The following is a 1,632-nucleotide window of genomic DNA, read 5'->3' as shown; positions in this document are numbered from 1 at the left end:
CCGCCGCCTCGTCCAGCGCGCGCAGCAGCGCCGCGCCGAAGCGCCGCGCGAGGGGCCCGGGCGGCTGGCGCCGCACCTCGCCGATGCGCCGGAGCCCCATGCGGGAGAGCGCCGTCACCACCTCCGGCGCGATCGGCAGGACCGAGAGGCCGAGCTCCGCCACCGCCTCGGCCTCGCCGCCCTCCGGCACGACCAGCCCCGTCACGCCTGCGCGGGCCAGTGCCAGCGCCGTGCCGGGCGCGCCGGCGACCACGCCATCCGCGGTGAATCCGAGCCGCGCCAACCCCTCCACCGCACGCCGCAGCAGCGCCGCCTCGCCGCCGAAGAGATGCGCGGCGCCGGCGATGTCGAGGAGAAGAGCGGGAAGGGCGCCCTGATTCACCAACCCCCACCCCGACCCTCCCCCGTAAACGGGGGAGGGAGAAGAGACCGCGGCCAGCGGTGAGAAGCGCATCGCCCAGAGCGCCAGCCGCTCCATCAGCGCCGCTTCGGCAGCCGGATCGGCCTCCACGGCCTCGGCCTCCGGCGCGACAGCTTGGGCATCCGACAGCGCCTGCCCCACCCGCACGCCAGCCACGCCGGCGACCGCCACGACCTCCCGCCGTGGCCCGACTGCCCGCCAGACCACGACCGGCCCGTCCCGCCGCAGCCGCTCCACGGCCAGCCGGGGCAGGGCGAGGGCGAGGTGACGGCGTTGGGATGCGCCGGTTGTTCGCAGGGAGGGCTCTGCCCTCCCTGCACCCTCCCGCCAGGAGGCAGGGGCCTCCTGGACCTCATTTTGTGTGTCTCCGTTGGGGAGGGGGCCCAAGGCCCCCTCCCCAACGGAGACTGACAGATGGCGGGGTCCAGGGGGCGCCCCGCCCCCCGGCGGGGGGGCGGGGGCAGCGCCCCCGCGCAACAGCCGCACTCCAACGGCGTCATCCGGCCCCAGCCCCGGCAGCGGCAGACGGGGCGGTTGTGCAGCGCGGCGGCGGGTCATGCGCGGCGGCGGGACGGTGCGGGCAGGGTGTCGCCGTCGGTGTCGAGGCGGTCGGTGGTGGTGCGCCAGGTGACGGACCAGCTCCGGGGCGTGCCGCCGCGGCAGCGCAGCAGGTCGAGCTGCCAGCGCGGGTCGCCGAGGCTATGGGGGCTGCCCTCGCCTGGCAGGGCGCCGACGCGCCAGCGAGTGAGGGCGGCCGACGGCCCGGGGTCTTCGCTGTCGGGGCGGAGCAGCAGGCCGAGCGCGCCCCCCGCCTCGGCGGCGAGTTGCAACCGGCGGGCGGCGGTGAGGTCGAGTTCGGACAAATTGAGCAGGGCGCCGGCGACGGCGGGGCAGCGCAGCGCTTCCTCCATCGCCCAGAGCCCGTCGGCGGGGCGTGGCGCGCGGACCATCACGAGCGCGGCGGGGGAGAGGCCGAAGCGCGCCAGGCCGGGCGGCCAGGCATCCGGGTCCGGCCCGATCCAGAGCACGGCGCCGCCCGGGGAGGTTCCCGGGGATGCCGCGGCGCGGCCGAGCACCACGGCCGAGAAGCCGGCGGCCGCGCCGGGTTCGGCGGCCAGCACCTCGTGCAGCCCGGCGCGGGCGAGGCCGCCGGCGGGGAGTTGCGCGTCGATGGTTTCGGACAAATGCACCGCTCCCGCGCTGCTGCGGGC

At 77.8% G+C, this 1,632-nt stretch carries 2 protein-coding genes; both read right to left on the bottom strand.

The annotated features are described in order from the left end of the window. On the bottom strand, positions 1–592 hold a 592-nt coding region (locus L2I40_RS22925), incomplete at its 3' end, for a Y-family DNA polymerase (protein WP_237217672.1). Positions 593–975: 383 nt separating this feature from the next. Next, the coding region (locus tag L2I40_RS22920; RefSeq protein ID WP_237217671.1) for an ImuA family protein at positions 976–1,632 on the bottom strand (657 nt) is incomplete at its 5' end.

Source organism: Falsiroseomonas oryziterrae, assembly GCF_021864505.1.
In the GTDB taxonomy this organism is placed as follows: Bacteria; Pseudomonadota; Alphaproteobacteria; order Acetobacterales; family Acetobacteraceae; genus Falsiroseomonas; species Falsiroseomonas oryziterrae.
The sequence above is the reverse complement of the archived record's forward strand: the minus strand, read 5'-3'. Positions and strand labels throughout refer to the sequence as shown.